This is a genomic window from Limimaricola sp. G21655-S1, from assembly GCF_027213785.1.
Classification (GTDB): domain Bacteria; phylum Pseudomonadota; class Alphaproteobacteria; order Rhodobacterales; family Rhodobacteraceae; genus Limimaricola.
In genome coordinates, this window is record NZ_JAPWGO010000004.1 from 26685 (window position 1) to 51904 (window position 25220).

A 25220-nucleotide genomic window follows, 5' to 3' on the forward strand; every position below is an offset into this window, starting at 1 on the left:
ATGACCAAGAAACTCGTCGTCATCGGCGCCGGCATGGCCTCGGGCCGGATGCTGGAAAGCCTGATCGAGAGCGACCCCGCCGCCTACGAGATCACGCTGTTCAACGCCGAGCCGCGCGGCAACTACAACCGGCTGATGCTCTCGCCGGTGCTGTCAGGCGAAAAGACCTATGCCGAGATCGTCACCCATGACGACCACTGGTACGAGACCCATGGCATTGCCTGCCGCTTCGGCGAGCGGGTGGTCGAGATCGACCGCGACCGCAAGATCGTCGTCGGCGAGAAGGGCGCGGTGCCCTATGACAAGCTCGTCATCGCCACCGGCTCCGACCCCTTCATGATCCCGCTGCCGGGTCACGACCTCGAAGGCGTGATCCCCTACCGCGATCTCGAAGACACCGAGCGGATGATGGGCCTCTCGGCCAAACCGGACGCGAAGGCGGTGGTGATCGGCGGCGGTCTCCTCGGGCTTGAGGCGGCCGCCGGCATGGCCGCGCGTGGCGTCGACGTGACCGTCGTGCACATCATGGGCCACCTGATGGAGCGCCAGCTCGACGAGGCGGCGGGGTATCTCCTGCGCCGCGCCCTGACCGACAAGGGCATCAAGGTGATGTGCTCGGCCAACTCCAAGGAGATCCTGGGCGAGAACGGCCATGTGAAGGCGCTCATGCTCGACGACGGCACCGAGCTGCCTTGCGACCTGCTGGTGATGGCGGTGGGCATCCGGCCCAGCGTCGCGCTCGCGAAATCCGCCGGCCTTGCGATCGGGCGCGGCGTGCATGTCGACGACCGGATGGTGACCTCCGACGCGGACGTCCTGGCCTTGGGCGAATGCGTCGAACACAACGGCGCGGTCTTCGGCCTCGTGGCACCCCTTTACGATCAGGCCAAGGTGCTGGCGCAGACGCTTCTGGGCCGCGACGCGGCGTTCCAGCCCAAGGAGGTGGCGACCAAGCTCAAGGTCACGGGCTGCGACCTGTTCTCGGCGGGTGATTTCACGGAAGGCGAGGGGCGGGAGGACATCGTGTTCCGCGACCCGGCACGCGGCGTCTACAAACGCCTCGTGCTGGAAGGCGAGCGGCTGATCGGCGCGGTGATGTATGGCGACACCGCCGATGGGGCGTGGTTCCACGGTCTCATCAAGGACCGCGAGGACGTCTCGGAAATGCGCGACACGCTGATCTTCGGGCCCGCCTTTCAAGGTGGCGCCCAAGCGGACCCTATGGCGGCCGTTGCAGCCTTACCGGCTGACGCAGAGATCTGCGGCTGCAACGGCGTGTGCAAGGGTCGGATCGTGGAAGCCGTCGAGGGTGGCGCCACGACCATCGAGGATGTTCGCGCCGTGACCAAGGCCTCGGGCTCCTGCGGCACCTGCACCGGGTTGGTCGAGCAGGTCATGGCACTCAGCCTCGGCGATGATTTCGTCATGCCGACGGCCAAGCCGGTCTGCGGCTGCACCGACCTCACCCATGAGGATGTCCGCCGCCTGATCAAGGCGCAGGAGTTGAAGTCGCAGCCCGCCGTCTGGCAGGAACTGGGCTGGAGCACGCCCAATGGCTGCCATGTCTGCCGCCCGGCGGTGAACTACTACCTGCTGGCCGATTGGCCGCTCGAATATCAGGACGACCCGCAGAGCCGTTTCGTCAACGAGCGCAACCACGCCAACATCCAGAAGGACGGCACTTATTCGGTGGTGCCCCGGATGTGGGGCGGGCTCACCAACGCGCGCGAGCTGCGGGCCATCGCCGATGCCGCCGACAAGTACGGCGTGCCGACGGTCAAGGTGACGGGCGGCCAGCGCATCGATCTTCTGGGCGTGCGCAAGGAGGACCTGCCCGCCATGTGGGCCGATCTGAACGAGGCCGGGCTGGTCTCGGGGCACGCCTATTCCAAGGGTCTCAGGACGGTGAAGACCTGTGTCGGGCGCGAGCATTGTCGCTTCGGCACGCAGGACAGCACCGGGCTCGGCGTGAAACTCGAAAAGCGGCTCTGGGGCTCGTGGACGCCGCACAAGGTCAAGCTCGCGGTGTCGGGCTGCCCGCGCAACTGCGCCGAGGCGACCTGCAAGGATCTGGGCATCGTCTGCGTCGACAGCGGCTTCGAGATCGGCGTCGGTGGCGCGGCTGGCATGGACCTCAAGGAGATCCAGCCGCTGGTGAAGGTCGCGACCGAGGCTGAGGCCGAGGAATGGTCGGTGGCCTTCGTGCAGCTCTACCGCGAGCATGCCAAGTATCTCGACCGGCCCTACAAGTGGATCGCCAAGGTCGGCATGGACTGGGTGCGCGAGGCGCTGTCGAACGCAACGGAGCGCGCGGCGCTCGTGGCGCGCTTCGACCTGAGCCAGACGATCTATCAAAAGGACCCCTGGGCCGAGCGGGCCGAACCGGCGGCTGCGCGCCGCTTCCAGCCGCTGGCCGATCTCACGCTGGAGGCTGCGGAATGAGTTGGATCGATGTGGGCGCTCTCGAGGACATCCCGCTGCGCGGCGCGCGGCTGGTCAAGACGCCGGTCGGCTGCGTGGCGCTGTTCCGCACCGGTGAAGCGGAGGTCTTCGCCGCCTCCGACCGCTGCCCGCACAAGGGGGGGCCGCTGTCCGAGGGCATCGTGCATGGCCGCGCCGTGACCTGCCCGCTGCATAACTGGGTGTTCAGCCTGGAAACCGGCGAGGCGCAGGGCGCGGATGAGGGCTCGATCCCGACCTATCCGCTGCGCGTGGAGAACGGACGGCTGCTGCTGGACGGCGACGCGGTGGGCCGCAGGGCGGCGGCATGACCGGGCCCGCGCATCTCTCCGCGCAGCCCGGCGAGATCCGCACCACCTGCGCCTATTGCGGGGTCGGCTGCGGCGTGCTCGCCAAGCCGGACGGGCAGGGCGGCCTGACGGTGCGCGGCGACCCGGACCACCCTGCCAACCGCGGACGGCTCTGCTCCAAGGGCACGGCGCTGGGCGAGACGATGGGTCACAAGGACCGGCTTCTGTACCCGGTGATCGATGGCGCGCGAGCGGATTGGGACACGGCGCTCGACCATGTGGCCGAGCGGTTCCGCGAGACCATCGCGGAACATGGCCCCGACAGCGTCGCCTTCTACGTCTCGGGGCAGATGACCACCGAGGATTACTACGTCGCCAACAAGCTGATGAAGGGCTTCATCGGCTCTGCCAATATCGACACCAATTCGCGGCTCTGCATGGCCTCGACGGTGGCGGGTCACAAGCGCGCCTTCGGCACCGACACCGTGCCGGGCAACTATGAGGATCTCGAACTCGCGGATCTCGTCGTGCTGACCGGCTCCAACCTCGCCTGGTGCCACCCGGTGCTGTACCAGCGCATCGTCGCCGCCAAGGCCGAACGGCCCGCGATGCGCGTCGTCGTCATCGACCCGCGCCGCACCGCCACCTGCGACATCGCCGACCTGCACCTCGCCATCGCGCCGGGGGCGGACGTGGCGCTGTTCAACGCGCTGCTTTCGCAGATCGACCGGCGCGGCGCCCGCGACCCGCGCTTCGCGCGCCATCTCGACAGCATGGAAGAGGCACTGGCCGCCGCCCATGCGGAGGACGTGTCGCGCACCGGGCTGAGTTCGGCGCAGATCGCCGCCTTCTGCGACATGTGGATCGGCACCGAAAAGGTCGTCACCGTGTTCAGCCAAGGCGTGAACCAGTCGACATCGGGTACCGACAAGGTGAACGCGATCCTCAACTGCCACCTTGCCACGGGCCGCATCGGCCGCCCCGGCATGGGACCGTTCAGCGTCACCGGCCAGCCCAACGCCATGGGCGGGCGCGAGGTCGGCGGGCTGGCCAACACGCTGGCGTGCCATCTCGACATCGAGAATGATACGCATCGCGATGCGGTGCAGGCCTTCTGGGCCGCTCCCGCGATGCCGGAAGGCACCGGTCTCAAGGCCGTCGACATGTTCCGCGCCGTCGAGGAGGGGCGCATCAAGGCGCTCTGGATCATCTGTACCAACCCCGCCGTCTCGATGCCCGAGGCGGACCGGGTGCGCGATGCCATCGCCGGCTGCGATTTCGTCGTGGTGAGCGACATCACCGATCGCACCGACACCGCGCGGCTGGCGCATGTGCTGCTGCCCGCCGCCGGTTGGGGCGAGCGCGACGGCTCCGTCACCAACTCGGACCGCACGATCAGCCGCCAGCGCGCCGTGCTGCCGCCGCCGGGCGAGGCGCGGCCAGACTGGGCGATCCTCGCCGAAGTCGGCCGTCGCATGGGCTGGGCCAAGGCTTTCGACTGGCCGGATGCGGCGGCGGTGTTTCGCGAACATGCGGCGCTGTCGGGCATCGCCGGGCGCCTCGGCGGTGATTTCGACATTTCCGATCACGCGGCGCTAGACGCGCAGGGCTACGCTGCGCTGGCACCGTTCCGCTGGCCCGCCGCGGGCACCCGGCAGGGCGGGCGGTTCTTCGGCGATGGCCGGTTCTTCACGCCCTCTGGGCGGGGCCGGATGATCCCGGTCAGCGCGCGTGCCTTGGCCATCGAGACCTGCGAGGCGCGCCCGTTCCGGCTCAACACCGGGCGCATCCGGGACCAGTGGCACACCATGACCCGCACTGGGCGCGCGGCGCGGCTCAATCGGCACATGGGCGAGCCCTTCGTCGAGATCCACCCGAACGACGCCGCGCGCCTCGGCCTCGCCCCCGCGGGGCTCGCGGAACTGCGCGGCGCCACGGGTCGCGCCGTGCTGCGGGTACTCGTGACCGACCGGGTGCGCGAGGGCGAGGTCTTCGCGCCGATCCATTGGAGCAGTGACACCGCGCCCACGGGCCGCGTCGACGCGCTGGTGGCGGCTTGGACCGATCCGGTTTCGGGCCAGCCAGAAAGCAAGGCGGCGGCGGTCTCCGTCGCGCCCTATGCCGCAGGCTGGTTCGGCTTCGCGGTCTCGGCCTCGCGTCCCGAGCCTGACTGCGGCTACTGGGCGCGCAGCCGGGGTGCCGACGGCTGGCAGGTCGAGATGGCCGGACCCGACGCGCCGGCGGACTGGGAGGCCGAAGCGCGGCGAATGTTCGACCTGCCCGATGCCGAGATCGTCCGGGTCTCCGACCCGGCGCGCGGGCTGGAGCGGCTGGCCTTGGTCGAGGAGGGCCGCCTGCGCGCGGCGCTGTTCGTCTCGCGCGAGCCGGTGGCGCTGTCGCGCGCGCATCTCGCGGGGCTCTTGGGACAGGACGGCGCCGAGGCGCTGGCCGGGCGCGCGGCGGCTGGGCGCGCCGATCCCGGCCCGGTGCTCTGCGCCTGTCTCAATGTCGGGGTGAACACGATCCGCGCGGCGATCGCCGATGGACGCGCGACGAGCCTCGACGCCATCGCGGCGGCACTCGGCGCGGGCAGCAATTGCGGCTCCTGCCGCCCGGAGATCGCGGCGCTCCTCGCCATGGCGCAGCCCGTGCCGCGGCCCGAAGCCGCCTGAGACGACGCGGCCCGCCCCCGAATACGGGGCGGGCCGCGCCAATTCCCTTTATGCCGGGGCCGCTTCTGGTCATACCTTCTCCGAGCCGAACCGGAGGAGTGACATCGATGGCCGCACGGATCTGCATTCTCAACGGGCCGAACCTGAACCTGCTGGGAAAGCGGCAGCCCGAGATCTACGGGCACGACACGCTCGAGGATGTCGGTCGCGCCTGCGCGGCGCTGGCGGCCGAGCTGGGGCTGGAGACGGAGATGTTCCAGTCAAACCACGAGGGCGAGATCATCGACCGGATCCACCGCGCTCGCGAGGATGCGGCGGGGATCATCATCAACCCGGCCGCCTATACCCACACCTCGGTCGCGATTCTCGATGCGCTCAACGCCTTCGAGGGACCGGTGCTGGAGGTGCATATCTCCAACGTCCACAAACGCGAGAGCTTTCGCCATCACTCCTACGTCTCGCTGCGCGCCGAGGGGGTGATCGCGGGCTTCGGCGTGCAGGGCTACGAACTGGCGCTGCGGCGGATGGCGAGGCTGCTGGCCTGATCCTTGCCGTCCCGGCCCCCGAGGGGGCCGGGACGAAACCGCCTCAGGCGGGAACGGCGGCCGTAGCCCGCGCGCGCCTATCGCCACGGGAGAAGAACAGGTCGTAGAAGACCGGCGCCGCGATCAGCGTCAGCACGCTGGCGAAGGCGAGGCCGCCCATGATCGTCACCGCCATCGACACGAAGAACGCGTCCGAGAGCAGCGGCAGCATGCCGAGGATCGTTGTCGCCGCCGCCAGCACCACGGGGCGCAGACGCGACACGCTGGCGGTGACGATCGCCTCGCGCAGGGGCACGCCCTCGGCCCGCACGAGGTCGATCTCCTCGACCAGCACGATGCCGTTCTTGATCAGCATGCCCGAGAGCGACAGCAGGCCCAGAAGCGCCGTGAAGGTAAAGGGCAACCCGGTGCCCAACAGCCCCAGCGCCACGCCGTTGACCGACATCGGCACCAAGAGCCAGATGATCACCGGCTGGCGGATCGCGTTGAACAGCAGAACCGAGATCAGCACCATCACCAGAAGCGAAAGCGGCAGCTGCTTGCCGAGGCTCTCCTGCGCATCGGCCGAGTTTTCGAACTCGCCGCCCCAGTGGAGCGCGTAGCCCGGGGGCACCTCGACCGCCTCGACCGCGGCGCGGACCTGCGCGAAGACCTCGGCGGCGGTGCGCTCGGGCGGGATGTCGGCGCCGACGGTCAGGGTGGGCACCCGGTCGCGGCGATGCACCAGCGTGTCGCGCAGTTCGTGGCCGAGCCCGTCGATCACCTGCTCGATCGGCAGGAACTGCTGCGCGGTCTCCGACCAGATCGGCTGGTCGCGCAGCCCGGTCTCGGCATCACGCGGCTCGCGCACCACGATCGGGATCAACCGCTCGCCCTCGCGATAGAGGCCACCCTCGATGCCATCCGTGGCGAAGCGCAGCACCGAGGCGACATCGTCGCGGTCGATCCCGGCGCTTTGCGCGCGCTCGGTCGCGTAATCGGGCCGGATCACCAGTTCGGGCTCGCGCCAATTGGTGCGTGGCTGCAGGATGTCGGGCGAGGCGTCCGCCATCGCGGTGATCACCCGATCGCCGATCTCGCGCAGCATCTCAGGGTCGGGTCCCGAAACCCGCATCTCGATCGGATCGCCGCCGCCCGGGCCGAAGACCAGCCGCCTTGTCCGGAACTCGCCCTCGGGCAAAGCCTCGCGGCCGAATTCCTCGAGCGCGGTGGCCAGCGCCGGGATCTCGTCGATACCGTTGGTCCGGATGATCATGTGCCCATAGCTCGGGTTGGACTTCTCGGCCGAGTAGGTGAGCATGAAGCGCGTCGCCCCGCCGCCGGCATAGCTGGTGTAGGAAACCACCTCGTCGCGTTCCGCGAGCCAGGCCTCGACCTGCGCCAGGTCGCTGGCGGTCTGCTGCACCGTGCTGCCCTGTGGCAGCTTGTAATGCACGAAGAAGAGCGGCGTGTTGGAGTTGGGGAAGAACTGCTGCCGGACCTGTCCGAAGCCCGCGAAGCAGACCACGGTGATCCCGATCAGCGCCGCCACCACAAGCCAGCGCGCGCGCAGCGCGCCGCGCAGCGTCGCGGCATAGGCGCGGAACAGCGCACCCTCATAGGCGCCGGCACCGCCCGCTTCGCCGCGCTTGAAGAAGTAGTGCCCGAGCAGCGGCGTCACGGTGATCGCCAGCACCCAGCTCAGCAGCAGCGAGATGCCGATCACCGCGAAGAGCGAGAACATGAACTCGCCGGTGGCGTCCGGCGACAGTCCGATCCCCGCGAAGGCCATGATGCCGATCACCGTGGCACCCAGGAGTGGCACCTGCGTCTTGCCCGCCGTCTCGCCCGCCGCCCGCCGGGAGGACTGGCCGCCCAGCATCGCGATCTGCATCCCCTCGGCCACCACGATGGCGTTGTCGACCAGCATGCCCATCGCGATGATCAGCGCGCCGAGCGAGATCCGCTCCATCTCGATCGCGAAGATCGCCATGAAGAACAGCGTGCCGACCACGGTGAGCAGCAGCGTCACGCCGACCACCACCGCCGCGCGCCAGCCCATGAACAGCGCCAGCACCGCCACCACGATGCCGACCGACATGGCGAGGTTGACGAGGAAGGCGTTCGACGCCTCCTCGACCACCTCGTGCTGCTGGTAGATCGGGTGCAGCTCGACGCCCGCGGGCATCTCGGCGAACAGCGTGGCGAGCCGGGCATCGACGCGCTTGCCGACCTCGACGATGTTCTCGGTCGACAGGCCGGCGACGCCGAAGGTGAATGCCTCGGTTCCGTCATGGCGCACGATCAGCGAAGGTTGCTCGACCCGGCCGCGATACACCTCGGCCACGTCATAAAGGTTGATCACCTCGCCGCCGACCCCGACCGAGAGACCGGAGATCTCCGATACGCTGTCGGAGCCCTCGGGCGCTTCGATCACGGTGCGCTGGCCGCCCGTCTCGACGGTGCCGGCCGGCACCACCGAATCCGCCTCCGAGATCGCGCCGAGCACCGACTGGACCGGCAGGTTCTGCGCCACTGACAGCGCGAGGTCGGGCTCGACGAAGATCGCCTCCTGCGGCAGCCCCGCGAGATCGACATCGGCCACGCCCTCGACCGCCAGCAGCTCGCGCCGCAGATAGGTGGAAAGGCGATGGATCTCGGCATCCTCGAAGCCCGGCGCGGTGACGGCGTAGTAAAGGCCGAACACGTCGCCGAAGCTGTCATTGACCAGCGGCTCGTTCACCCCCGGCGGCAGATCCCGCGCCGCGTCCCGGATGCGCGCGCGCAGCTTGGTCCAGATGCCGGGCAGGGCGGAGCCGTCATAGGTGGATTTCATCTCTACCTCGATCAGCGAGACGCCGGGGCGATTGACCGAGGTGATGCGGTCGACCTCGCCCATCTTCTGGATCGCGGATTCGAGCGGCTCGCTGACCTCCCGGGCGACCTGTTCGGCCGAGGCGCCGGGATAGGAGGTGGAGATCACGGCCGCCTTGATGGTGAAGGACGGGTCTTCGAGTCGGCCCAGCGTGGCGAAGCCCCAGATGCCGCCGAACAGGCAGCCGAGGATCAGCAGCCATGTCAGGATCGGCTTCTCGATCGATGCGCGTGCGATGTTCATGCCTTGCGCTCCTGCTTACTGGGGAAAGCCGGTGAAGCGGCGTACCGCCTGACCGTCTTCGAGCCGGGCCGCGCCCGCGGCGACGATCTCCTCGCCGCCCGAGAGCCCCTCGGTGACGATGAAGCCGCCATCTTCGGTGGGCTCGATCTCGACCGGGTGAGCCGCGACCCGGGCACTCTCGTCGCCCTCCTCGAACAGCATCACCGAGACGCTGCCATCGGGGGCGGGGACCAGCGCGGCGGTCGGCACGGAGATCCCCCCGGCGCCGCCCGGCAGCTTTGCCGTGACCGTGACCGACGAGCCGGGCAGCACCTGCGGCGCTTTCTCGGCATCGAAGGAGAGGCTGAGCCGGAATGTCTGGCCCAGCGCGGTGGTGTGCGAGGTGACCTCGGCGATGCTCAGCGGATAGCTTTCGGTGCCGCCCGGAAAGCGGGCGCTCAGATCCATGTCCGGGTCGCGCCCGGCGCGCTGAAACAGGATCTCGGGCACCTCGATCTCGACCTGCAGCGCCGACATGTCGTGCAGCCGCGCGATCGGCGTGCCGGCCGAGACGGTGGTGAAGTTGGCGACGAGACGCTCGGCGACCATCGCTTCGAACGGGGCTTCGAGGCTGGCCTTGTCGCGCGCGCGCTCGGCGTCGCGCACGCTCACCGCGGCCAGTTCCGCGGCGGTGCGCGCATCCTGAAGCGCCGCCTCGCTTACCGTGGAGCGGCTGAGCTGGCTCAGCCGCTCAAGCTCGCGGTCGGCCTGGGCCTGACGCAGCTTGGCTTGTTCGAGCGCCAGGTCGAAGGGTTCGGGGTCGAGCGCGGCCACGAGTCCGCCCTTGTCCACGGTCTCACCCTCGAGCACGGGGTATTCGACGATCTGCCCGTTGACCTGAAAGGCGAGTTCGACGGTCTGGCGCGCGGCGATCCGGCCGAAGAACTGACGGCTGATGCCCGCGCTTTCGGCCTCGACCGTCATCAGCTTCACGGGGCGAGGCGTGTCCTGCGCCTGTTGCGCGGCCAGCTGGCCCGCACCGAGCGCGAGCAGCGCGGCGAGGAGGAACATACGTGTCATAGAGGAAATCCCTTCGGCAGGCCGTTGGCCTTGATGTTGTCGCGGGTCTTGAGGAGCAGCGCTCCCAGCCGGTCGAGCTCGGTGGGGGCGAGGCCGGTGACCTCGCGCCAGACCCGCTCGAGCAGCTCCAGCATCTCGTGGCGCATCTCGCGCCCTCGTGGTGTCAGTTCGAGCAGCCAGGCGCGGCGATCGTCGGGGTCGCGCCGCCGTGCGACCAGCGCACGCGATTCGAGCCCGTCGGCCAGCGCCGTGACGGTCGAGGGCAGGGCCTGCATCTCGCGGGCCAGCTGCCCCATCCGGGCGGGCGCACCGAGCTTCAGCAGCATCAGGCGCTCCTGCTTGGTTAGCCCCGGCAGGGGGCATTCCAAACGTTCATGCATCGCCCAGTAGAGCAGCGCGAGGCTGAGCAGCCTTTCGCCCGGCGCCATATCGTCACCGTCACCAGTCTTCATAGCGAATCCCGTCAAACTGAACCGAACGGTATAGTTCAGGAAATGAAACGTTCAATATGAAAAGGGGTGGCTCTATCCGAAAGGAATGCTCTTCCCTTGGATGGGGTATCGTCTGGCTCGTCGTGCTCTGGGGAAGAGTTCGAGACAGGCGTGCCTAGGACCGCCGCCCGGAGCGTCCCGTGAAGGCGGAGAAGGCGAGGATCGCCGCCAAGCCGCCGGCCAGCAGCAGCGCGTAGATCAGGAAGGCGGGCCAGAATTCACTTGGCAGTGCGGGTGCGAGCGGTGCCGTGCCAAGGAGCGGCGGCACGAGCAGCAGGGCGAACAGCGCCGCCCCGATCACGGCCCCGAGCCACGCCGCGCGCAGCCCCCGCCTGAGTCCGCGCCGGGCCGAGCGCAGCAGCCGACCGATATCGGCGCCGATCACCACCAGCGCCGGCACCACGAACAGCACCAGCACGAAGCCGAAGCCCAGCCCGTAGACCAGCGTGATCACCGTGGGCTTCAGGAATTGCGCCTGCGCCGAGCCTTCGTAGAGCAGCGGGCTCAGTCCCAGCACCGTGGTCGCGGTTGTGAGGAAGACCGGGCGCAGCCTTTCGCAGGTGCCGTCGATCACCGAGGTGACCAGATCGCGTGTGCGGGCGTGCTCGTCGATGGTGGTGACCAGAACGATCGAGTCGTTGATGACGATGCCGACCATGCCGATCAGCCCGATCACCGAGAACATCGACAGCGGGATACCCCACCACGCATGGCCCCAGATCGCCCCAACGAGGCCGAATGGCACGATCGACATCACCACCAGCGGCCGGCTCCAGCTGCCGAAGATCCAGGCCAGCACCAGATAGATCCCGGTGAGGCAGAGGATCAGCGCGACCTGCGCGTCGCCGAGGAACTCGTCCTCCTGCTCGCTGAGGCCCGACAAGGCGGTGACGACGCCGAACTCGGCTTCGAGCGCGGGCAGGATTTCGGTCTCGATCTCGGTCATGATCGCGCTTGCGCGATCGGCATCCTCATCGTCGAGCCCGCCATTGACCGAGACCAGCAGCAGGCCGTTCTCGCGCCGGAGCGTCGAGAACCCGTCGCGCCGCTCCACCGTGACGATATCGGCCAAGGGCAGCCAGTCGCCCGCTTCGCTGCGCAGCAGGGTCCGGTCGAGGAAATCGGCGGCGATCTCGTCTTCGGGCAGTTCGACCCGGATCGTCGCCTGCCGCGCCCCGACCGGGTAGCTGGCCGCCTCGATGCCGCCCAGCCGGTCGCGCAACTCGGCGCCGAGGCCGTCGATGTCGAAGCCCAGCGCCCGGCCGCGCGCGGTCAGGGCAAGCGCGATCTCCTCCTTGTCCCAAGGCAGCGAATCCTCCAGCCCCGAGATTTCCGGATAGGTCGCGAGCCGTGCCTTGAGGGCCTCGGCGGCGCGCTTCAGGCGTTCGGCTCCGGCGCCCGAGATCTCGATGTCGATGGCATCGCCCCCGGGGCCCGCGCCCCAGCTCCGAAAGCTCACCGTCTCGGCGGCGGGCAGGGTGACGATTTCCTCCTGCAATGCGGCCAGGAACTCGCCGCTGGAGATGGGCCGCAGATCGGCTTCGATCAGCTCGACCGAGAGGCCGCCGAACTGCCACGGTTCGCGGTCGTCGGTGCCCGAGAGGCCGCGCCCGGCGCCGCCGCCGATCTGGCCCAGCGCGTTGGTGACCGGGTTCACGCCGGTCTCGGCCTCGAAACGCATCGCCACCGCATCGGCGGCGCGCTGCATTTCGCGCAGCTGCGCCATGCCGTCCTCGGGCGTGGCGCCGGGCAGCATCGCGAAGTTGCCGGTGACCGAACCGCGCTCCGGTGCCGAGAAGAAGCGCCACTGCACCTCGCCCGAGATCACCAGTGCCACCTGTCCCGACAAGGCCAGCAGCGCTCCCGCCACCACCGCGTAGCGGGCCCGGACCGCCAGCCCCATCAACGGCCGGAAGCCGCGCTCTCGCAGGGCGCGGAATCCCCGGTCCACCTGCCGCGAGGGCCAGTCATACCAGCGTGGCCGCAGCGCGGCCGCCGCCGCATGCGACAAATGGTTGGGCAGCACCAGAAAACATTCCACGAGGCTCGCCACGAGCACGAGGATCACGGTGACGGGGATGTCGCGGATGAGGTCGCCGAAGCGACCGCCGATCAGCACCAGGCCCCAAAAGGCGATGATGGTGGTGAGCGAGGCGCAGAAGACCGGCAGGAACATGCGCCGCGCCGCCCGCTCGGCGGCGCTCTCGGGGTCCTCGCCCAGCCGGCGCGCGCGCCAATCGGCGTGTTCGCCCACCACGATGGCATCGTCGACGACAATGCCCAGCGTCAGGATCAGTGCGAAGAGCGAGATCATGTTGAGCGTGAGACCGGCGGCATGCATCAGGGCCAGCGCCGCCAGCATCGAGACCGGAATGCCCGCCGCCACCCAGATCGCGGTACGGGTGTTGAGAAACAGGAACAGCAGCGCCAGCACCAGTGCCAGGCCGGTCAGGCCATTGTCGAGCAATAGCGCAAGCCGCCCCGAGATCTGTTCGGCCTGACTGTTGGTAAGTTGCAGGCTCACCCCCTCGGGGAGACCGGTACGGATCTCGCGCGCCACCGCCTCGACCTCGCGTTGCAATCCGATCGCGTCGCCCTCGGCCGAGCGTTCGACCCGGATCAGCAACGCCGGATCCTCGTCCACGAAATAGGCGCGGTCGCGGCCGGGCCCGAGGGTCCTGATTTCGGCCACCTCGCCCAGGCTGAGGCTGGTCCCGTCGGGCTGCTGCCGCAGCACGATGGCGGCGACCTCTTCGGGCGCCTGCGCGGGCTGGCCGGTGCGCAGCCGCGCCGCGCCCGACACCTCGCCCGCGGGATTGGCCCGGGCCTCGCGGGCCACCGCCTCGGCGATCTGCGACAGCGACAGGTCATGGCGGATCAGCGAGAGCGTCGAGACCTCGACCAGGATCTGCGGCGCGGCGAGGCCCTGCACCGTGGCGCGTGTGACGCCCGCCTCGAACAGCCGCGCCACGGTGTCGTCGGCGATCCGGCCCAGCCGGTTGAGCGGCACCGGACCGGTGAGCACCATGTCGGTGACCCGGTCGCTCCACGCGGCGCGGCGCAGTTCCGGCGTCTCGACCCCCTCGGGCAGGCCGCTCAGCCCGTCGATCGCCGTCGCCACGTCCTTTTCGGCGCGGTCCATGTCGTGGCCCGGCGCGAAATCGAGGCTGACCGAAGCGCGGCCTTCGGACGCGGTGGCCTCCGAGCCGGTGACGCCATCGACCGTGCGCAGCACCGGCTCGAGGATCTGCACGATACCGGTGTCGACATCCTCGGCACCGGCACCTTCCCATTCGGCCGTGACCGAGATCCGGTCGATGACGATGTCGGGGAAATACTGTGCCCGCATGTTCGGCAACGCGAGCAGCCCCGCCACCAGCATCAGCGCCAGCAGCAGGTTCGCCGCGGTCGGGTGGCGGGTGAAATAGGAAAGAATGCCGCCTGCGGGCAGCCCGCTCATCCGCCCATCCTCCGCTCGATCTGCGCCACCAGCGCGGCGGGCACGCGGTCGGCCTCGATCTGGTCGAGCAGCGCCGCGCGACGCGCCTGGGGAAGCTCGGTGTCGGTGCGCAGGAATTCCCGCAGACGCTCGCGCTGCGCGGCATCGAGCGCGATCAAGTCCTCATCTTCCGCGCGTGCACCTTGCGCCCGGCCTGTCTCCGCGGCCCGTGTTTCCGTGGGCCTGGCGGCACGGGCCCTGATCCCGTCGGCGAGGAGCGGCGTGCGGGTCGCGACCACCTCGGCACCGTCGAGCGCCTCGGCCCGCACCAGCACCGTGTCGCCCTGCCGACGCAGCAACGTCACCGGCACCGCTTCGAGCCGTTCGCCGCGTAACGCCAGCACGGCGCCGTCCGCGCCCAGCGCCGAGGCGGGCAGGAGCGCCACGTCGCCGAGCGGTGGCTCCTCGATCTCCACGGTGACGAAATCGCCCGGACGCAGCGTAGGCGCATCCTCGATCCGGGCAAAGAGCAGCCGCCCGGTCTGGCCCTCGGCCACGCTCGCGCCTTCGCGGATGATCCTGCCGGGCACGCGCGGCGCGTCAGGGCCGGTGTCGAGCATGACGGTGAGCGGCGCGCCGACCGGGCTTCCGTCGCCGGCCGCGAGCCGCGCATATTGGGCGGTCGAGAGGCGCAGCGCCAGCTCCAGATCCGTCGGGTCGATCAGTTCGGCCACCTGTTCGTTGGCGGTGACGCGCGCGCCTTCGCGCAGCGACACCCCCGCGAGCACGCCGCCGAAGGGCGCGGTCAGGATGGTGCTGTCGCGCAAGCGCCGCGCCTCGTCGCGGGCGATCTCGGCCCGGCTGCGCGCGATCGCGCCCTGATCGATGCGCGCCTCTGCCGCGCGCAACGCCTCGCGCGCCGAGAGCACCGCGCTCGCTGCCGAGGAGGCGGCCAACTCGGCTGTTTCGAGATCGGCGGCGGTGGCGATGCCGCGCCCTTCGAGGTCGCGCTGGCGCGCCAGTGCCGCCTCGCGCAATGCCGCTTGTGTCTCAGCCGCTGCAAGCGAGTCCCGCGCCAGTTCCAGCCCTCGTTCGGCGTCGCGCTCGGCGGCGCGGGCTTCCGACAGGTCCGCCTCGGCCCGGGCCAGCGCCGCCTCCGCCTCGACCGGGTCGATCTCAAGCAGCATCTCGCCTGCCTCGACCCTGCCACCTTCGACCAATGCCGCACCGGTCTCGATGACGATGCCGCCCAAGGGCGCGCGCAGCGCCAGCTGCCGAGTCGCACGCAGCTCTCCATAAGCGGTCATCACCGGCACAATAGTCCCGGGCTCATAGGGCACGGTCTCGACGATCTGCGGCTGTTCCTCGCGCGTGAAATCGCGCGGCTCCTGCGACATCGCTTCGCTGACCGCGCCATAGATCTGACGGCCAGCCTGTGCGAGCAGCGCCGCCGTCAGGGCCATCAGGAACAGGCCGACAAGAACCCGTCGCAGGAATCGCATGGGCTTTCCTTCCGCCTGAAGTCGCGAGGCATTCCGTAGGGAATGTCATGATCCGACTTAGCAGGAATCCCAAGTGGTTTCATTCGCAAGGGCGCGAGGAGGGGCATCCTGCCCGCCAAAGGGCGCTTCGCTTTCAGACGCAGCGGGGTCGGGACGGGGATGGGCGATCCGGGGCGGTCGCCGCCTCAACGATCTCGGCAAGCACGGACACCGCGAGCACGCGTGGGTCGCGGGTGCCCTTGATCAGGCCAATCGGGCCGCGCAGCCGTGCCAGCGCCTCTGCATCCCAACCTTCGTCCCGCAGAAGATCGAGGCGGCGCGTCTGCGCGGTGCGGCTGCCTTGCGCGCCGATCCAGAAGGCCGGGCTGCGCAGCGCCGTTCGCAGGATGTCCGGCTCGCGTTCATGATCATGAAAGAACAGCACCACCGCCGTTTCCGCATCGATGCGCGCTGTCTCCGGCCGCTCGAGCCGTTCGACCGGGTAGCCCGCGGCGCGCGCAAGCTCCGCAAAGGTTTCAGCCTCCGGACCCGTGCCGAACACGGCCATCCTGGGGTCCGGGCGGATCTCCAGAGACGGCAGGCCCGGCAGGGCGAGCACCGCATGCCGGCGTGCCGAGATCGTCCGAAGCGTCGCATCGAACGCACCGGACTCGACGGGCACGAGCGTCACGTCGATGCCGCTTCCGCAAGGCAGGCGGATATCGACGAAGGGCGAGCCGCGACCATAGCGCAGGCTGCGGGATCGGTTCTCCTGTCGCACCGCCTGGGCATGGATCGCAAGGTCGCCTTCGATGCAGCCCGAGGATAGCCGGCCGATCGGCTTAGCCCCATCAGGAAAGGCCATCACGGCCCCGAGCGGGCGGTAAAAGGCGCCGTCGATCCCGGTGATCATGGCCAGCACGCCACCATGCAGGGCGAGCGCTTCGAGCGCCGGTTCGACCTCGGCTGCCGTCAGGCCAAAGCGCGGCGCGTCAGTCGCCTCGGCGACATGCAGTTCCGTCCGGCCGCTATGATCAAGCATCACGGTGCTCCTGGATGTCGGGATCGGGGCCTGGCCCCGGAAGACGGCGCATATCGTGAGGATCGTGGCCGAAGAAGAGGGGGCCGCCTCGTGGGCGGCCCCGCCGGGATCAGTTCGCGGTGTCGTCCGAGGCGTCGTCACCCTCGGTCGTATCGGCTTCGCCATCCATTTCCATCTCAGCATCGGCCTCAGCCGCGCCGTCGGTCATTTCGGCTTCGCCGTCCGTTTCCGCCTCGGTTTCGGCATCTTCGGCGCCGCCGGACTCGCCTTCGGGGACCTCGAAATCAGGGCTGAAGGTCGCGAGATAGGCGGAGATGTCGATGGCTGTCTGCTCGTCGCGTACCTTGTAGGCCATCTTGCCGCGGGCGCGCTCGTCATCCAGCGCCTCGCGCAGGAAGCTGGTCGGGTCCTGCAGGTAGGCGACGGTGTTGTCATGCGCCCAGACCACGTTCTCGAAGTCGTCGCCGGTCGGCGCGGTGCCGGTCATGTCATCGCCCGGGGCCAGTTCGCCATAGGCGACAATCGCGTCGCTGTAGCGGAAATCCTCGACCGCTCCGGGTTGCCGGCCGATCACGCCATGAAGGTTCGGGCCGATGCGCCCGGCGCGACCCGCCAGTACCTCGCCCGACTCGTCTGCGATGACATGGCAGCTGACGCATTGCCGCGCGAATTCGGATTCGCCGTTGGCGACGTCGGCTTCCATGTCCTGCGCCATGGCAGGAGCGGCCAGCAGGGTCGTGGTGGTTGCAAGGGCGGTCAGCAATCTCATGATACGGATCCTCTCGGCGCAAATGGCATGATGTGCGCGACAGGCGCGCGAATACCGATATCAATTCCGGGAAGACGGTGCGGGTTCCACGCGACCTTGAGGTCAAATGGCCGTGCAGCATCGAAAATCACGCCCGCCGACTGGACGGATGGCACTTGCGGGCCAGATGGCCCCCTCAGCGACATCCGGCAGAACGAGCCGCCGGGAGCCAAACGCACGGGAGACAACCGCATGGTCACATTAGTCATCAACGGCGAGGAGCGGCAGTTCGACGGCGATCAGGACACGCCGCTGCTGTGGGTCCTGCGCGACGAGATGGGGCTCACCGGGACCAAGTTCGGCTGCGGCATCGCGGCCTGCGGCGCCTGCACCGTGCATATCGACGGCGCGCCGTCCTTTGCCTGCGTGACGCCGATCGGCGTGCTCGAAGGCGCCGAGGTCACCACGATCGAGGGGCTGTCGGAGCAGGGTGACCATCCGGTGCAGGTGGCGTGGCGCGATCTCAACGTCGCGCAGTGCGGCTACTGCCAGGCCGGACAGATCATGCAGGCCGCGGCTCTCGTCGACCAGTACAACACCGTCACGGACGAGGACATCGACGCGGTGATGAGCGCCAATCTCTGCCGCTGCGGGACCTATCCGCGCATTCGCGCCGCCGTGAAGCAGGCCTCGGTGGCCAAGTCCGGCACTTCGGAAGCGGAGGCCCAGTGATGCGGAAGATGTCGATCACCAATGTGAGCCGCCGTGGACTCCTGGGGGGCATGGGCGCCGGAGCCTTCGTTCTGGCCGTGGGGCTGCCGCGCCCCGGACGGGCGCAGGAGGAAGAGCCGGAATTCGGCCGTGATGCCATGCCCAATGGCTGGCGCGACGATCCGAAGATCTTCATCGCCATCGCCGAAGACGGCATCGTCACCGTGACCTGCCACCGTCAGGAGATGGGGCAGGGCGTGCGCACCTCGATCGCCATGGTCGTGGCGGACGAGCTAGGCGCGGACTGGGAGAATGTCCGCGTCGACCAGGCGCCGGGCGACGAAGAGAAATACGGCAACCAGGACACCGACGGCTCGCGCAGCCTGCGGCATCACTTCATGCCGCTGCGCCGCGCCGGTGCCGCCGCGCGGACCATGCTGGAGCAGGCGGCGGCCGATCAGTGGGGCGTCGACGTCTCCGAGGTCAAGGCCGATGGCCACAAGGTGAGCCATGCGAACTCGGGCAAGTCGCTGGGCTATGGCGAGCTTGCCGTAGCGGCGATGGATCTCGAGGTGCCCGAGCGCGACAGCCTCGCGCTCAAGGACCCGTCCGAGTTCCGCTATATCGGCACGGGCTCGATCGGCCTCGTCGACAACATGGATATCACCACCGGCAATACGACCTACGGGATCGACGTGAAGCGCGACGGCATGCTCCATGCCGTGGTCGCGCGCCCACCTGTCTATGGCGGCAAGGTGGCCTCGCTCGACGACAGCGCGGCGCTCGCCATCGAGGGTGTCGAGAAGGTGGTGCAGATCGATCCGGCCGAGTTTCCGACCGAGTTCGCGCCGCTGGGCGGGGTCGCGGTGATCGCACGCAACACCTATCTCGCGATGAAGGGCCGCGAAGCTCTGCAGATCGAGTGGGAGGATGGCCCCAACGCCGACTATGACAGCGAGTCCTACCGCGAGACCCTGTCGCAGGCCGCGAATTCGCCGGGCGGCAAGGTGATCCGTGACGAGGGCGACTACGACGAGGCGGCATCCGGCGCGGCCCAGACCGTGGAGGCGGAATACTACATCCCGCATCTGGCGCAGGCGCCGATGGAGCCGCCGGCCGCGGTGGTCGAGATCAAGGACGGCAAGGCCGAGGCTTGGGCCTGCGTGCAGGCGCCTCAAGTGACGCGGCTCAGGCTGGCCGAGCGGCTCGGGCTGTCCGAGGACGCGGTCAAGGTGAACGTGACGCTGCTGGGCGGCGGCTTCGGCCGCAAGTCCAAGCCCGATTTCGTGCTGGAGGCGGGCATCCTCAGCCAGGCCATGGACGGGGCACCGGTCAAGCTCACCTGGACCCGCGAGGACGATATCCACCACGGCTACTACCACACCGTCTCGGTCGAGAAGATGTCGGCCGGTCTCGACGAGAGCGGCAAGACCGTGGCCTGGCGGCATCGTACGGCGGCGCCGACCATCGGCTCGATCTTCGCGCCCGACCCGGCGCAGAAGCTGCCCTTCGAGCTTGGCATGGGCCTTCTCAACATGCCGCTGGCGGTCGAGAACATCCGCGCCGAGAACCCTGAGGCGCAGGCGCATGTGCGCATCGGCTGGTACCGCTCGGTCTCGAACATCCCGCATGCCTTCGCGATCCAGTCCTTCGCGGCCGAGCTCGCGGATGCGGCGGGGCGCGACCAGAAGGACTATCTGCTAGAGTTGATCGGGCCGCCGCGGCAGATCGACCCGACCAATCAGGGCGATGTCTGGAACTACGGCGAGAACCCGGATGTCTACCCGATCGATACCGGGCGCATGGCGGCGGTGGTCGAGGCGGCGGCAGAGGGCATCGAATGGGGTCGCGACATGCCCGAAGGGCAGGGCCTCGGCATCGCCGGGCATTACAGCTTCGTCTCCTATGTCGCGGTGGCGGCCGAGGTCGAGGTGGTCGACGGCCGGGTCACGGTGCCCCGCGTCTCGATCGCCATCGATTGCGGCGCGCATGTGAACCCCGACCGCATCCGCAGCCAGATGGAGGGCGCGGTGATCATGGGTGTCGGGCAGGCGCTGATGACCGAGGTGACCTTTGCCGAGGGGCGCGCGGTGCAGGACAACTTCGACAGCTATCTGATTCCGCGCATGGAAGAGGCGCCCAAGCGGATCGACGTGCATTTCGTCGGCAGCGACGCGGCCTATGACCGTCCGCTCGGCGGCGTCGGCGAACCGGGCCTGCCCCCTGTCGTGCCCGCGATCACCAACGCGGTCTTCGCGGCCACCGGCAAGCGCATCCGCCGCCTGCCGATCGCCGATCAACTGCGCAGCTGAAAGGGAGAGCCAGCGTGACGACATTCAGGACGACACTGGGGGCGGCCATCGCCGCCTCCCTGCTGGCGGGTCCCGCCCTCGCGCATGACTGCGCCGGGCGGATCGACGATTTCGAGCGACTGCTCGATCTCGCTGCCAAGGAGGCGATCTCCGCCTCGTCGAGCGGTCAGGCCGTGGCCGGCGCGCGCGAGGCGCAGGCGGTGCAGGACAGCGGTGCCGTATCGGACACCGAAGAGACCGGCACCGCACCCGATGCCGACGGCGAGGAGCCTGTGGTGCCGGTGCAGGACGAGGTCGAAGAAGCGGCGGCGGTCGAAGAGGCCGATGAATCCGGCAATGCCGGCGAAAACGTCATCGATGCCCGCACCGCGTTGCAGGAGGCGCGGGAGATGGCCGAAGAAGGCGATGAAGCGGCCTGTACCGAGGCGCTCGACGAGGTGATCGTCAAGGTCATCGCGAACTGATTTGGATCTCGTATCGGGGCCGTGTTTTCAAAGCCGCGCCCGGATACGGGGCCAACCGGACCGGTCATCGTACGGCCTCGCCGAACGGTCGATGATCCGGCATCGCTATCACGACATGCGAGGCCCGTCCCCTTCTCGGGGCGGGCCTTTTCCCTTCATTCGGGCAGGTAGCGCGCGACGAGGTTCCAGCCGCTCTCGCTGGTCAGCCGGGTCAGCAGCGCGCGGTTGAGCGGCTCGCGTAACTCCGAATCCTCTGGCAGTGCGATGCTCACGTAGTGCGGATCGAAATCCGTGCGCTGCACCTGCGTGTCGAAGGCGCCGTTCTCGGCGACCGTGGCCTGCAGCACCGGTCGTGCGGCGGCGACGGTGTCGACCTCCTCGGCCTGCATCGCGCGCAGCGCTTCGGCCACCGAGCCATAGCGGCGCAACTCCACGCCCTCCGCCTCCAGAAAGCTGGCGCTGGTACTGCCATCGACGACGCCGACACGCTGGTCATGGAACCGCTCGGGCAGTTCGACCGAGCTGCGCATGTCGGTGAGATTGACCACCGCTGCCGTCAGCGCCGCGCTGATCGCCAGCCCGCTCAGCATCCACAGCATCGCGACGACGCGCCCCGGCAGCGTGACCGGCGCCTTGTCGCCATAGCCGATGGTGGTCAGCGTGACCCCGGCCCACCAGAACCCGTCGCCAAGCCCCCTGAGCGGGCTTTTCGAGAATTGCTCGTCGTTGCGGCGCCGCTCGAGCAACCAGATCAGCGCGCCCACCACGAGCAGCACCGCGGAGATGCCGAGCACCAGCCGCAGGAATTGCCAGGTCAGGAACCCGTCCAGCACGCGCAGCAGCGCCGCGCGCTGCTGGACGGCCACGCCCATCGTCGCGGTATGCAGCGGGTGGCTGAAATCCATCGCCGTTTCGGCCGCGGGGGTCGCGTCCATCGCCAGCACCGCGTCGACGCGGTCGTTCGAGAGCGCCTCGGCCGCGGCTTCGGGCGCGATGTCGCGAAATTCGTAACGCCAGCCTTCGCCCTCGGCGGTCAGCCGCCACAGGTCGACGGCGAGGCCGAGCCACGCCCCGTCATTGGTGCGACTGGCATAGGGCGGGCGCTCGAACACGCCGATCACCAGCGGCTCCGAGGGCGTCGCGGCGCTTTGCGCAAAGGCAGCGGTGCCGGTCAGGATCAGCATCAGGAGCGTGGCAAGGACTCTCATCGGGCATGTCTCCGCAGCGGGGCGTCCGGCGCGACGGCCGGCGTTCATGCAGGCCCATCGGTCGAGCGCCGGGTTCGGTTCCGGCGCGATTGTGGCCCGGCCGGCGCGGGGCTAGCCTCGTGCCGTGGCGCGTGACGAGCGCGCCCCGCCTCGATCGCATTGGGATTCTCATGAAAAGCCCTTGTCCCGAAGACCGGATTCCCGAGCTGTCGCCCGAGCGCGATTTCGAGGAGATCGCGCGGTTGCTGACCACCTGCGCCTTCGCCTGGGACATCGAACGGGCGCTCGAATTCGCGCTGTTTCGCACCTATGCCATCCCTTCGATCTCGGGACTACTGGATCGCACCGGCGAGTTCGGACGCGGCGCCGAGAAGCGCTACGACGACACCGAGCTGCTGCTGTCGGAGCCCTTGGAGAACGGGCTCGATAGCCCGCGCGGCCGCGCGGCGATCGGGCGCATCAACGAGATGCATGGCTGCTACCGGATCTCGAACGAGGACATGCTTTATGTGCTCGGCACCTTCGTGCTCGAGCCTGTCCGCTGGCTCGAGCGCTTCGGACGGAGGAGCATGACGACCCCGGAGCGGCAGGCCTGGACCAACTACTACCGAGGCTTGGGGACGCGCATGGGGATTGCGGACATTCCTGCCGATTTCGATGCCTTCGCTGCAATGAATACCGATTACGAAAGGCGCTACATGCGTTTCGCGTCGAGCAACCGGGCGGTGGGCGAGGCAACGCTAGATCTTCTGCTGGGCTTTTACCTGCCGCGCCCGCTGTTCCGGCTGGGACGGCCCATGGCGCTGTCGCTGATGGACGCGCCACTGCTCGACGCGATGGGCTTCGCGCCGCCCCCGGGGTGGTTGCGGCGTGGCGTGCTGGGGGCGATGCGGCTGCGCGCCGGGATCCTGCGGCTGCTGCCTAGGCGCCGTCGCCCGCGCCTCGTCACGGCGCGGTTTCGGCGCGGCTATCCGCAGGGCTACGAGATCGCGGAGCTGGGCACTTGGCCCAGGTCAGGGGGCTGCGCCGGGCAGCGGCGGGCAGGGGATGTGCGGCCGCAACCTGAATGTTGACGACGCACCATATGCGGCGCTAATCCTGCGGCATGGCGACGAGATCCGCCACCCCGCGGGCCGGGCATTCCTGGACAGCATGGTGGGGCACGCAACCCATGCGCTCATCAAGGAGGACCCCATGGGACCGTTTCCGCATGACGCGCCGAAGGCCAAGATCGACGAGGTGAACAAGGCCGGGACCGACGGCTTCGAATTCGTCGAGTTCGCGCATCCCGAGCAGGGCAGGCTCGAGGCCCTGTTCGAAAGCATGGGCTACGAGGAGGTGGCGCGGCACAGGACCAAGGACATCTCGCTCTATCGGCAGGGAAACATCAACTATCTCGTCAACCGCGAGGCCGGCAGCCACGCTGCGCAGTTCGTGGCCGAGCACGGCCCTTGCGCTCCCGCGATGGCCTGGCGCGTGGTCGATGCGCAGCACGCGCTGAAATGTGCGCTCGATTACGGCGCCGAGGAATACACCGGCCCGGGCAAGTCGCTCGACGTGCCGGCGGTGATCGGCATCGGCGGCTCGCTTCTGTATTTCATCGAGACCTATGGCGAGACGGGCTCCTGCTACGAGGCCGAGTTCGACTGGCTGGGCGAGCCCGATCCGAAACCCGAAGGAGCGGGATTCTACTATCTCGACCACCTCACCCACAACGTCGAGCGCGGCAACATGTCGACCTGGTACGATTTCTACGCCAAGGCCTTCAACTTCCGCGAAATCCGCTTCTTTGATATCAAGGGCAAGCAGACCGGGCTGACCTCGCGCGCCTTGACCTCGCCGGATGGCAAGATCCGCATCCCAATCAACGAGAGCGCCGACGAGAACAGCCAGATCGAGGAGTATCTGCGCGAATACAAAGGCGAGGGCATCCAGCACATCGCGGTCGGTACCGAGGACATCTATGCCGCCACCGACCGGATATCGGAGAAGGGCATCGAATTCATGCCGCCGCCACCCGCGACCTATTACGACATGAGCCACGACCGGGTGACCGGCCATGAAGAGCCGATCGAAAAGCTCAAGAAGCACGGCATCCTGATCGACGGGGAAGGCGTGGTGGATGGCGGCCATACCCGCATCCTGCTGCAGATCTTCTCGAAGACGGTGATCGGACCGATCTTCTTCGAGTTCATCCAGCGCAAGGGCGATGACGGCTTCGGCGAGGGCAACTTCAAGGCGTTGTTCGAGTCGATCGAGGCCGACCAGATCCAGCGCGGCGTGCTCAAGGCCGAGGCCTGAGGCGATGGGCGCGCGCGACTGGCGCGATCTGCCGCGCGCGCCCGCGCCCGGCGCTCCCGTCTGTACCGCCGGAGCACTTGCAGAGCCGGGCACGCTCGGTCTCGATCTCGACGGCTTCCCCCTGCTTCTGGTGCGGACGGGGATCGGATTGTTCGGCTATTTCAACGCCTGTCCACATCAGCACCTGCCGCTCGACTGGCGTGGCGGGCGGGTGCTCTCGGCCGATGAGCGGCTGCTGCGCTGCTCGAACCACGCCGCCGGCTTCGATGCTGCGACAGGGCAGGGGGTGGAAGGTCTGGGTCAGGGCTGCGCGCTGATCCCGGTGCCGGTCGAGGAGACGGGCGGCGAGATCCGTATCGGATCGACCTAGCCGGTCGCGTCGCTGCCCGGCCGCAGCGCCACGGGGGCCGCATCGGGCGCTTCCAGCGTTTCCGCGAGATAGCGGGTGATCTTGTCGACCGCGCTGTTCAGCCCACGCAGCTCCTCGGCATCCAGAAGCTCCTCGAACACCTTCTGGCGCTCCAGCAGGCCCGGCTCGAAGGTGCCCAACGCCTCCTGCCCGGTGGCCGAGAGCCGAAGCAGCCTGCGGCGGCGATTGGCGCCGTCGCTGCGCTGCTCCAGCAGCCCCTGCGCCAGGAGGTCCGACACCGAGCGGCTGATCTGCGCCCGGTCGATCACCATCAGCCGGCTCAGATCCGCCGCGGTGGTTTCGCCGAAAATGCCCAGCACCATCAGGATGCGGTACGAGGTGAGGCCGGTGCCATGCACCGCGAGCTGTCGCGCCGCATGGGTGTCGAGCAGCTTCGACAACCGGCTGATCCGAAACGACAGGCGCCGTTCCAGCTCGGCCAGGGCCCTGAGCCGATCGGCCATGCGCTGCGGGTCGTCCATCAGGGCCAT

The 25220-nt window shown here is 68.8% G+C and carries 19 protein-coding genes; 10 read left to right on the forward strand and 9 right to left on the reverse strand.

What is annotated here, in order from left to right:
* The 4 genes from nirB (at nt 1) to aroQ (ending at nt 5967) form a co-directional block, all read left to right on the forward strand.
* Nucleotides 1–2442: a nitrite reductase large subunit NirB gene (nirB, locus tag O4G76_RS05700; protein ID WP_269396412.1), complete on the forward strand. Its 2442-nt coding sequence runs from the start codon at nt 1–3 to the stop codon at nt 2440–2442.
* Entirely contained in the window at nt 2439–2771 is a 333-nt protein-coding gene (gene nirD / locus O4G76_RS05705) for a nitrite reductase small subunit NirD (protein WP_269396413.1), read from the forward strand. Before nirB ends, nirD begins: the two co-directional genes overlap by 4 nt.
* Complete coding sequence (locus tag O4G76_RS05710; RefSeq protein ID WP_269396414.1) at nt 2768–5422, forward strand: nitrate reductase; 2655 nt, start codon at nt 2768–2770, stop codon at nt 5420–5422. The genes nirD and O4G76_RS05710 overlap by 4 nt, the downstream gene beginning before the upstream one ends.
* Nucleotides 5423–5529: 107 nt before the next feature.
* Nucleotides 5530–5967: a type II 3-dehydroquinate dehydratase gene (gene aroQ / locus O4G76_RS05715; protein WP_269396415.1), complete on the forward strand. Its 438-nt coding sequence runs from the start codon at nt 5530–5532 to the stop codon at nt 5965–5967.
* Nucleotides 5968–6010: 43 nt separating this feature from the next.
* Here aroQ and O4G76_RS05720 read toward each other — a convergent pair whose 3' ends face one another.
* The 7 genes from O4G76_RS05720 to O4G76_RS05750 all read right to left on the reverse strand — a co-directional run bounded on the left by O4G76_RS05720 (nt 6011) and on the right by O4G76_RS05750 (nt 17345).
* Nucleotides 6011–9064 carry an efflux RND transporter permease subunit gene (locus tag O4G76_RS05720; RefSeq protein WP_269396416.1) on the reverse strand — a complete coding sequence of 1018 codons (3054 nt, stop codon included), beginning with the start codon at nt 9062–9064 and terminating at the stop codon, nt 6011–6013.
* 15 nt (nt 9065–9079) lie between these two features.
* Nucleotides 9080–10123 carry an efflux RND transporter periplasmic adaptor subunit gene (locus O4G76_RS05725; protein ID WP_269396417.1) on the reverse strand — a complete coding sequence of 348 codons (1044 nt, stop codon included), beginning with the start codon at nt 10121–10123 and terminating at the stop codon, nt 9080–9082.
* Nucleotides 10120–10575, reverse strand: a complete 456-nt coding sequence (locus tag O4G76_RS05730) for a MarR family winged helix-turn-helix transcriptional regulator (protein WP_269396418.1) — start codon at nt 10573–10575, stop codon at nt 10120–10122. Before O4G76_RS05730 ends, O4G76_RS05725 begins: the two co-directional genes overlap by 4 nt.
* Nucleotides 10576–10729: 154 nt before the next feature.
* Nucleotides 10730–14074, reverse strand: coding sequence for an efflux RND transporter permease subunit (locus tag O4G76_RS05735; protein ID WP_269396419.1), 3345 nt, complete (start codon nt 14072–14074; stop codon nt 10730–10732).
* Complete coding sequence (locus O4G76_RS05740) at nt 14071–15555, reverse strand: efflux RND transporter periplasmic adaptor subunit (RefSeq protein ID WP_269396420.1); 1485 nt, start codon at nt 15553–15555, stop codon at nt 14071–14073. Before O4G76_RS05740 ends, O4G76_RS05735 begins: the two co-directional genes overlap by 4 nt.
* Nucleotides 15556–15688: 133 nt before the next feature.
* Entirely contained in the window at nt 15689–16576 is an 888-nt protein-coding gene (locus O4G76_RS05745) for an XdhC family protein (protein WP_269396599.1), read from the reverse strand.
* Nucleotides 16577–16685: 109 nt separating this feature from the next.
* Nucleotides 16686–17345, reverse strand: a complete 660-nt coding sequence (locus O4G76_RS05750) for a cytochrome c family protein (RefSeq protein ID WP_306467213.1) — start codon at nt 17343–17345, stop codon at nt 16686–16688.
* Between the two features lie 231 nt (nt 17346–17576).
* Between O4G76_RS05750 and O4G76_RS05755 the strand changes: the two genes are divergently transcribed.
* From O4G76_RS05755 to O4G76_RS05765, 3 genes are read left to right on the forward strand one after another with little or no spacing between them, the layout of a single operon-like run.
* On the forward strand, nt 17577–18056 hold the full coding sequence (locus tag O4G76_RS05755; RefSeq protein WP_269396421.1) for a (2Fe-2S)-binding protein: 480 nt from the start codon (nt 17577–17579) through the stop codon (nt 18054–18056).
* Entirely contained in the window at nt 18056–20347 is a 2292-nt protein-coding gene (locus O4G76_RS05760; RefSeq protein WP_269396422.1) for a xanthine dehydrogenase family protein molybdopterin-binding subunit, read from the forward strand. Before O4G76_RS05755 ends, O4G76_RS05760 begins: the two co-directional genes overlap by 1 nt.
* A 14-nt stretch (nt 20348–20361) precedes the next feature.
* A complete protein-coding gene (locus O4G76_RS05765) occupies nt 20362–20811 on the forward strand; it encodes a hypothetical protein (protein ID WP_269396423.1) in 450 nt (149 codons plus the stop codon).
* Nucleotides 20812–20966: 155 nt separating this feature from the next.
* Here the strand turns inward: O4G76_RS05765 and O4G76_RS05770 are convergent, their stop codons facing one another.
* Nucleotides 20967–22019, reverse strand: a complete 1053-nt coding sequence (locus tag O4G76_RS05770) for an ABC transporter substrate-binding protein (RefSeq protein WP_269396424.1) — start codon at nt 22017–22019, stop codon at nt 20967–20969.
* A 170-nt stretch (nt 22020–22189) separates the two neighbouring features.
* Between O4G76_RS05770 and O4G76_RS05775 the strand changes: the two genes are divergently transcribed.
* From O4G76_RS05775 to O4G76_RS05785, 3 genes are all read left to right on the forward strand, one after another.
* Nucleotides 22190–23092: an oxygenase MpaB family protein gene (locus O4G76_RS05775; protein WP_269396425.1), complete on the forward strand. Its 903-nt coding sequence runs from the start codon at nt 22190–22192 to the stop codon at nt 23090–23092.
* A gap of 121 nt (nt 23093–23213) precedes the next feature.
* Nucleotides 23214–24320 carry a 4-hydroxyphenylpyruvate dioxygenase gene (gene hppD, locus O4G76_RS05780; RefSeq protein ID WP_269396426.1) on the forward strand — a complete coding sequence of 369 codons (1107 nt, stop codon included), beginning with the start codon at nt 23214–23216 and terminating at the stop codon, nt 24318–24320.
* Nucleotides 24321–24324: 4 nt separating this feature from the next.
* Nucleotides 24325–24690 carry a Rieske 2Fe-2S domain-containing protein gene (locus O4G76_RS05785; RefSeq protein WP_269396427.1) on the forward strand — a complete coding sequence of 122 codons (366 nt, stop codon included), beginning with the start codon at nt 24325–24327 and terminating at the stop codon, nt 24688–24690.
* Here the strand turns inward: O4G76_RS05785 and O4G76_RS05790 are convergent.
* The gene (locus tag O4G76_RS05790) at nt 24687–25220 is read right to left on the reverse strand and encodes a MarR family winged helix-turn-helix transcriptional regulator (protein WP_085894437.1); all 534 of its coding nucleotides are present in this window, start codon (nt 25218–25220) and stop codon (nt 24687–24689) included. The genes O4G76_RS05785 and O4G76_RS05790 overlap by 4 nt on opposite strands.